Origin of the sequence: Ligilactobacillus sp., assembly GCF_036846325.1 — a bacterium.
Lineage (GTDB): Bacteria > Bacillota > Bacilli > Lactobacillales > Lactobacillaceae > Ligilactobacillus.
The window spans coordinates 1-8,271 of record NZ_DAIUCE010000079.1; the positions used below are offsets into that span (position 1 = coordinate 1).

An 8,271-nucleotide genomic window follows, 5' to 3' on the forward strand; every position below is an offset into this window, starting at 1 on the left:
AAGAAAAAGTCCGGAAAAATCCGGACCTTTTCTTATTTAACGCTCAATGCATCTTTAAGCGTCTTCTGAACGCTCTGCAATTCCGATTGGCTGACGACTTCATACGAAACACCGTCAATCATATCACCCTTGCCCTGCAGCTGAACCTGCTTGATGTTTCTTGCTCCCGAATACCCTGTCGCAATTTCCTTAACGTCATCAAACGTCAAGTCAGTCTTCATGTTTGATGAAATGGCATTGAGAATCTTCTGATACTTGAGTACGCTGCCGAGAGAAGCAATTTTTTCCACCATGGCCTGGACTACCAGACGCTGACGCATCTGACGTCCGTAGTCTCCGCGGGTATCTTCGTAACGCATCCGCGTATATGCCAGAATATTGCTCGAATCAATCGTTACGGTACCTTTGCTGAAATGCTTGCCGAGACTCGTAAACTCAAGATCATTGTCAACCTGCACGGGTCCGACTGCGTTTGAAAGCTGCTCCAGCCCCTTCATGTTCAGTTCGACGTAGTGATCGACTGGAATGTCAAGATAGGATTGAATCGTGTTCAACGCCCCCGTCATGCCGTCATATGAGTAAGCGGCATTAATCTTGTTGTTGCCAGGGTGTCCTTCAATATGAACCAAAGTATCACGCGGCACCGATACGAGCGTCGTCTGGCTCGGGGTTACAGCCGCTACCATGATGGTATCGGTTCGTCCGCGATATGTACGTCCGTATTCGCCGGTATCGCTGCCCAGGAGAAGGACGGAAAACGGTTGTTTCTTAGACATGTCGACTGCTTTTTCACGTTTCTTCTTGTAGTTTACTTTCTTGAAGGAACGATCGACTGCATCCTTGGCCGAAAAATAGAACTTCGCCAGAACAACTCCGTCAACAAGCAAGAAGACGCAAACGATTCCCAACAGCCACTTCCACCAAACGTGTTTCTTGTGATGGTGATGATGATTACTCATGTAAAACACCTGCTCCATTGATTACACGGGATACAGTTGCTAAAGAAACACCTGCTTCCTTTGCAACCTCAGATTGCAAATTATTTATACGACAATGTAATTATAGCAATAAAATCATCAATTGCATTAAAAAGCTTTATTTTTTCATAAAACTGTAACACATAGTCCAAAATATAAACTGAAACCTCGCTCATCCCAAAGCAGAGCGAGGTTTTAATTTTATCAGTTCAGCCAGTTTTCAGGATCTTCACGCCATCTGTGAAGCAATTCCTGTTCTTTCTTCGTGATGTATGATTCTTCAACTGCTGCTTCAAGCAGTTCTGTATAGTTCGTCAACGTTGCGAACGGAACGCCCGCTTTTTCAAAATTTCCGTTGACGCTGGGCAGCTGGTAGGAGAAGATTGCGCATACGCCGATAACGTCTGCGCCTTCATTTTCCGCAGCTTTGACAGCTTTTAAAACGCTGCCGCCGGTTGAAAGCAGATCATCAATGACGATTGTCTTCTGACCTTTTTCAAGCACGCCTTCAATCTGTTTGCCACGTCCGTGGTCCTTTGGCTTGGAACGAACGTACACCATCGGAAGATTCAGTTCCTGGGCAATCCATGCGGCATGAGGAATCCCTGCCGTGGCCGTTCCGGCAATCATTTCCGTTTCCGGAAACTTCTCCTTGATTATCTCAGCGATGCCTTTTGCGATTCTGTTTCTGATTTCAGGATAGCTGATCGTCAGACGATTGTCGCAGTAAATCGGACTCTTGATGCCGCTGGCCCATGTAAAAGGTTCTTTTGGCGAGAGCTTCACTGCATTTATCTTGAGCAGGTCTTTTGCTGTTTGTTTCATTGTTGATTCCTCCATAAATTTGAGACTAAGCGGTACGTTTCAACGGGATCTTGCGCCTGGGTGATTGCCCGTCCGACAACGATGGCAGAAGAGCCGCTGCTTTCGGCTTCATCAGGAGTCATCACGCGTTTCTGATCGCCGACGTCTCCACCTTTTAAGCGAATTCCAGGCGTGACGCGCAAAAAATCGTCGCCGGTTGCATCAGCAATCATCCGTGCTTCCCAGGCCGAACAGACGACGCCGTCCATCCCGCTTTGCCGCGCCAGTTTTGCGTAGCTTTTGACGCTTTCAGTCAAATCGCAGGCAAGGCGCTGTTCTTTTTTTGCCATTTCAGGACTCGTCGACGTCAATTGCGTAATCGCCAGAAGTTTCGGAGCTTTTTTGCCTTTGCTCTGAGCACCATCCAGCAAACCATTCTTTGCTGCTTTCATCATTTCGCTGCCGCCGCTTGCGTGCAGGGTTGTCAATGAGACACCGAGTTTCCCGAGCACACGCATTGCCGATTCAACCGTATGCGGGATATCGTGGCATTTGAGATCCAAGAAGACGTCATGTCCCAAAGACATGATTTCCTTGACCATGTCCTGGCCTTCGGAATAGTAAAGTTCCATTCCGATTTTGACGAACAGCTTTTCTTCTTCAGGAAACTTCTTCAGGAAATTTCGACATGCCTCTCTGTCAGGAAAATCCAGAGCTATGATCGGACGGTCAATTTTCATTTGCAAATGCCTCCTTGACTTCTTCTCGAAGTTCTTCCAGGGACGAGATCTGGAGCTCATCCATCAAATCAGGAAGTTTTTCGATCAAATGCGGGCAGATCAGCGGATCATCGAAGTGTGCCGATCCCACCTGAACGGCGGAAGCTCCCGCAAGATACATTTCAATGATGTCTTCCGGCTTCTCGATTCCGCCTACGCCGATAATCGGCAAATCACAGACATGGGAAACCTGATAAATCATGCGGATCGCAACGGGAAGAACTCCGTGACCGGAAAAACCGCCTGTCAGATTGCCCAGAACCGACTTCCTCGTCTTGAGGTCGATGTGCATCCCTAGCAGGGTGTTGATCATCGTCAATCCGTCAGCTCCGCCTTCTTCAACTGCCTTGGCAATCGCGCAGACATCCGTGACGTTTGGAGAAAGCTTGACGTATACCGGCACGCTGGAAGCTTTCTTGACCTCTTTGGTCAGCTTCCCGGCAACTTCCGGAACGGTTCCGAAAGCCATGCCGCCTTTTTTGACGTTCGGGCAGGAAATGTTGAGTTCCAAAGCATCAACGTAGCCGCTTTGAGACAAGCGGGATGCGACCTCAACGTAATCTTCCTCGGAAGATCCACCGACGCTTCCGATAATCGGCAAGGAAGGATACGATTGCTTCAATGCAGGCAGTTTTTCCGCAATAACCGCTTCAAGCCCCGGATTTTGCAGGCCGACAGCATTCAAAACACCATTATCCATCAAGGCGATTTTAGGGTTCGGATTCCCCGTTCTGGCTTCAACCGTCGTTGTCTTGACAACGATTGCGCCCAATTCGTTCAAATCATATTTCGGGTTTTCGCCAAAGCCAAAAGTACCGCTGGCCGGCATAACCGGGTTCTTCAAGTCAAGCCCTGGAAGCTTGACTGCTAGACGTTCATCAGACATGGGACTACCTCCAAAGATTTTATAATGATTCCGTTGCAAACGAACGGTTTTCAAGCGCGCGCAGCAAAGCATCCGCGGTATTCAGGGACGTCAGCAGCGCAATGTTGTGTTCGATTGCGGTCTGGCGGATGACGAAGCCGTCAGAAGACATCTCCTGATCGTGACTCATCGTATTGATTACGAGATCAACTTCATTGTTCATCAAAAGCTTGATAATTGCCGGATCATCCGAATCTTCTTCGCCAATCTTGGAAACCTTGGTTGCATGAAGTCCGTTTTGACGCAGGAATTCGGCCGTCCCCCTGGTTGCAAAAATGCGATAGCCGATCTTGGCGAATCTTTCTGCAAGCGGAAGGACAATGTTCTTGTCCTTGTCCTCAATTGTGAAGAGAACCCGTCCGCATTCGGGAAGCAGCATATTCGCACCGGCAAATGCCTTATACAAAGCTTTTTCAAAATTAAAGTCGCTGCCCATGACTTCGCCAGTGGACTTCATTTCAGGCCCGAGGAAACTGTCAACATCAGCCAGCTTGCTGAATGAGAAGACAGGTGCCTTGACGTGAACTTGTTTTGATTCCCGGTAAAGTCCGGATTCGAATCCGAGCTCTTTGAGCGATTTGCCCAAAATGACCTGCGTTGCGACCTGCGTCATTTCGATTCCCGTAATCTTGCTTAAGAACGGTACCGTGCGACTTGCTCTCGGGTTGACTTCAAGGACATATGCTTCGCCCTTGTGAATGATAAACTGAATATTCATGATGCCGATGCATTTCAAGGCAACGGCAAGTTTCTTCGTTGCCTCAACAATCTGATCCTTGACGTCTTGCGAGAAGCTCTGAGGAGGATAAACCGCCATTGAATCGCCGGAGTGAACGCCGGCATGTTCAATGTGCTCCATGATTCCCGGCAGCAAAACGTCCTTTCCGTCACAGATTGCGTCAACTTCGCATTCGTATCCTTCAAGATATGCATCGACCAGAATCGGATGATCAATTTCTGCTTTGGCATTATGCGAGAGATATTCCTCGAGTTCCGCATCGTTGTTGACAATTTCCATTGCGCGCCCGCCAAGAACGTAGCTTGGGCGAACGAGAACCGGATATCCGATTTCATGAGCGCATTCCATAACCTGTTCCTGAGTTGTTGCCGTTTTGCCGATTGGCTGTTTCAACCCAAGCCTGTTGATGACCTGATCAAACAGTTCACGATCTTCCGCCCGGTCAAGGTCTTCGACCGTTGTTCCGAGAACCTTGACGCCATGAGCTTCCAATCCGGCAGCAAGGTTGATTGCGGTCTGTCCTCCGAATTGAACGATGACGCCGAGCGGCTGTTCCAATTCGATTACGTTTAAAACGTCCTCCAAAGTCAATGGTTCAAAGTAAAGCTTGTCTGAAATCGAAAAATCAGTCGAAACGGTTTCAGGATTGGAATTCATCACAATTGCTTCATAACCTGCTTTTTGAATGGCCTTGACGCTGTGAACCGTTGCATAGTCGAATTCGACGCCCTGGCCGATTCTGATCGGACCGGAACCGATGACGAGAACTGAAGGCTTTTCTGATTTAACGCTTTCGTTTTCTTCATCATATGAACTGTAGAAATATGGCGTGTGCGATTCGAATTCGGCAGCGCAGGTGTCAACCATTTTATAAACCGGCAAAATCCCGTTTTCATGACGTAACGAACGGATCTCGTCTTCATCCATGTCCCAGAGCCTGCCGATTGTATGATCGCTGTATCCGTAGTATTTGGCCGTCTTCAAGACTTCGATGTCTCCAACATTGTGTGCAAGTTCCGTTTCGAGTTCAACGATGTGCTTGATGATATCAAGAAAATAAACGTTGATCTTTGTCAGTTCATTGACTTCCTCCAACGTAAATCCGCGTCTGAACGCTTCCGCAATGTAAAAAATGCGATCGTCCTGAACGTGGAAAAGCTTGTCTTCGACCTCTTCATCGCTGGCATCGCGCGCTTCCTGACTGATTAGATCCTTTTCATCTATTTCAAGCGAACGAACAGCCTTTTGAATTGCTTCTTCAGCATTGCGCCCAATGGCCATGACCTCACCGGTAGCCTTCATCTGCGTCCCTAAGCGACGATCGGCACGCGGAAACTTGTCAAACGGCCAGCGGGGAATCTTGGCAACCACATAATCAAGCGCCGGTTCAAATTCCGCATATGTCGTTCCGGTAACAGGGTTGATGATTTCATCCAAAGTCAGGCCGACGGCAATCTTGGCAGCCATCTTTGCAATCGGATAGCCTGTAGCCTTTGAAGCAAGGGCACTGGAACGCGAAACGCGCGGATTGACTTCAATGACGTTGTATTCATAACTGTTCGGATCAAGCGCCAACTGGACGTTGCATCCGCCTTCGATTTTCAAGGCACGAATCAGTTTCAGCGCACAATCGCGCAACATTTGATATTCACGGTCGGTCAAAGTCTGTGTCGGTGCAAGGACAATCGAATCACCGGTATGAATCCCGACAGGATCGAAGTTTTCCATTGAGCAGACAACCATTGCGTTGTTTGCTGAATCGCGCATGACTTCATATTCGACCTCCTTGTAGCCTTTGATCGACTTTTCAATCAAACACTGCGTAGCCGGGGAAAGATCAAGCCCGTTTGCGCAGATTTCCTGCAGCTGCTGCTTGTTGTCGCACATGCCGCCACCTGTTCCGCCCATGGTAAATGCAGGTCGCACGATTACCGGATAACCGATCTCATCGGCAAATTCCAAAGCCTCTTCAACGGTATTGACAGTTTTTGAGGCCGGAATAGGCTCGTTTAAATCCTGCATCAGCTCTTTGAACTTTTCGCGGTCTTCGGCCTGATCGATTGCTTCAAGCTTCGTGCCTAAAAGCTCAATATGCAGTTCATCCAGGATACCGGTCCTGGCAAGCGCAATCGCCAGGTTGAGTCCGATCTGACCTCCGAGAGTCGGAAGCAGGGCATCCGGATATTCCTGACGCAGAATCCGTGAAACGGATTCCGTCGTCAAAGGCTCAATGTAGACTTTGTCCGCGATTTTCGTGTCCGTCATGATTGTCGCAGGATTGGAATTGACCAAAACGACTTCATAGCCTTCTTCACGCAATGCCATGCAAGCCTGCGTTCCGGAATAATCGAATTCGGCAGCTTGTCCGATGATGATCGGACCTGATCCAATCACCATGATTTTATGAATATCTGTTCTCTTAGGCATTGCTCTTTCCTTCCTTTCTGAGGTCAATCATATGCATGAAATCGTCAAATAAATCGTCTGCATCATGCGGACCAGGGGCCGCATCCGGGTGGAACTGCACGGTAAATGCAGGATAGCGCTTGTGACGCAAGCCTTCGACCGTATTGTCGTTGATCTCACGATGCGTAATGATGAGTTCGTTCGTATCGACTGATTCGGGCTTGACTGCATAGCCGTGGTTTTGTGAAGTGAAATTGATGCGGCCGGTCGCAATTTCTCTTACCGGATGGTTGAATCCGCGATGACCGAACTTCATCTTGTAAGTATCGGCTCCATTTGCCAGGGCAAAAATCTGATGTCCAAGGCAAATCCCAAAAAGCGGCAGGTGCTTTTCGATTTCCCTGACCATTTCAATTGCAAATGGCACGCTCTTCGGATCTCCAGGCCCGTTTGACAACATTACGCCATCCGGTTTGAGGGCCAGAATCTGCTCTGCCGTCGTATTGTAAGGTACGACGATCGTGTTGCAGTCGCGCTTTGCAAGTTCACGCAGGATACTGTGCTTTGCGCCGAAATCCACCAGAACGATGTTGCGCTTGCTGCCAGGGTTCGGGTAAGGCCGCTTGGTTGAAACCTGTGCCACGACCTGATCGCTGATTACGGTAGCGTGAAGCTGATCAAATGCATGCTTCAAATCATCAACGGGATCGATCAAACTGCCCTTCATTGTTCCGTGAACGCGCAGTTTCTTTGTTAATGCGCGCGTATCGATTCCCTTGATTCCAGGAATGTTCATTTGCTTCAGGAAATTATCGAACGTATCCTGCTTGCGCCAGCTGTCTGAAACGCGTGCGACTTCGCGGCAAACGACGCCGCGGCAATTAGGCTGAAGCGATTCATAATCATCAAGATTGACGCCGTAGTTCCCGATCAATGGATTAGTGAAAACCAGAATCTGATTTGCAAATGACTGATCCGTCACGGCTTCCTGATAACCGGTCATCCCGGTCGTAAACACGACTTCGCCCGTCGTCTGGCAATCTGCTCCAAAGGCCTCGCCTTTATAGACCGTGCCGTCTTCTAAGACCAAATAACGTTTCATCAGTTAATTCCCCCTCTTGTAAGCAATCCTGCCGTCAACCAAAGTCATTGCGGTCGAGGCATGAACGGTTTCTCCCGTAAATGGAGTATTGATTCCCTTGGATAAATATTCTGATTCCTTAATCGTCGTTTCGTGATTAAGATCGAACAAGGCCAGGTCCGCCGGCTTGCCCGGTAAAATTTCCCCCGCTTTTTCAAGCTTGAAAATCTTAGCCGGGTTGATGCTCATCCAGTTAAGCAGCTGTTCCAGTGTAAACACGCCGGTTCTGACATAACGAGTATACAGCATGCTGAATGCCGTCTCGCTCCCTGTAATGCCAAACGAAGCGTTGCGCATGTCGCCAGTTTTTTCATCAACGCTGTGCGGCGCATGATCCGTGGCAATAACATCGATTGTTCCGTCCAAAAGTCCGTCAATCAAAGCCTGCTGATCGTTTTTTGTTCTAAGCGGCGGGTTCATCTTATAGTAGCCGTCATTTCCGGGGATGTCCTCTTCATTTAAAAGCAGGTGGTGCGGTGCCACTTCGCAAGTCACGTTGA

8 protein-coding genes are annotated in these 8,271 nt (G+C 48.6%); all 8 read right to left on the reverse strand.

Annotation, left to right across the window (positions count from 1 at the left end; translation table 11 throughout):
* Positions 1-32: 32 nt before the first annotated feature.
* Positions 33-959 carry an LCP family glycopolymer transferase gene (locus tag V7Z60_RS07585; protein WP_334117232.1) on the reverse strand — a complete coding sequence of 309 codons (927 nt, stop codon included), beginning with the start codon at positions 957-959 and terminating at the stop codon, positions 33-35.
* On the reverse strand, positions 952-1,038 hold the full coding sequence (locus tag V7Z60_RS10275) for a LacI family DNA-binding transcriptional regulator (protein ID WP_442918903.1): 87 nt from the start codon (positions 1,036-1,038) through the stop codon (positions 952-954). Before V7Z60_RS10275 ends, V7Z60_RS07585 begins: the two co-directional genes overlap by 8 nt.
* A gap of 143 nt (positions 1,039-1,181) precedes the next feature.
* Complete coding sequence (gene pyrE, locus V7Z60_RS07590) at positions 1,182-1,802, reverse strand: orotate phosphoribosyltransferase (protein WP_334117233.1); 621 nt, start codon at positions 1,800-1,802, stop codon at positions 1,182-1,184.
* Positions 1,799-2,521 carry an orotidine-5'-phosphate decarboxylase gene (pyrF, locus tag V7Z60_RS07595; RefSeq protein WP_334117234.1) on the reverse strand — a complete coding sequence of 241 codons (723 nt, stop codon included), beginning with the start codon at positions 2,519-2,521 and terminating at the stop codon, positions 1,799-1,801. The genes pyrE and pyrF overlap by 4 nt, the downstream gene beginning before the upstream one ends.
* Positions 2,511-3,446, reverse strand: coding sequence for a dihydroorotate dehydrogenase (locus V7Z60_RS07600; protein WP_334117235.1), 936 nt, complete (start codon positions 3,444-3,446; stop codon positions 2,511-2,513). Before V7Z60_RS07600 ends, pyrF begins: the two co-directional genes overlap by 11 nt.
* Positions 3,447-3,465: 19 nt before the next feature.
* Complete coding sequence (gene carB / locus V7Z60_RS07605) at positions 3,466-6,651, reverse strand: carbamoyl-phosphate synthase large subunit (RefSeq protein ID WP_334117236.1); 3,186 nt, start codon at positions 6,649-6,651, stop codon at positions 3,466-3,468.
* Entirely contained in the window at positions 6,644-7,732 is a 1,089-nt protein-coding gene (locus V7Z60_RS07610; RefSeq protein ID WP_334117237.1) for a carbamoyl phosphate synthase small subunit, read from the reverse strand. The genes carB and V7Z60_RS07610 overlap by 8 nt, the downstream gene beginning before the upstream one ends.
* Before the next feature lie 3 nt (positions 7,733-7,735).
* On the reverse strand, positions 7,736-8,271 hold a 536-nt coding region (locus tag V7Z60_RS07615), incomplete at its 5' end, for an amidohydrolase family protein (RefSeq protein ID WP_334117238.1).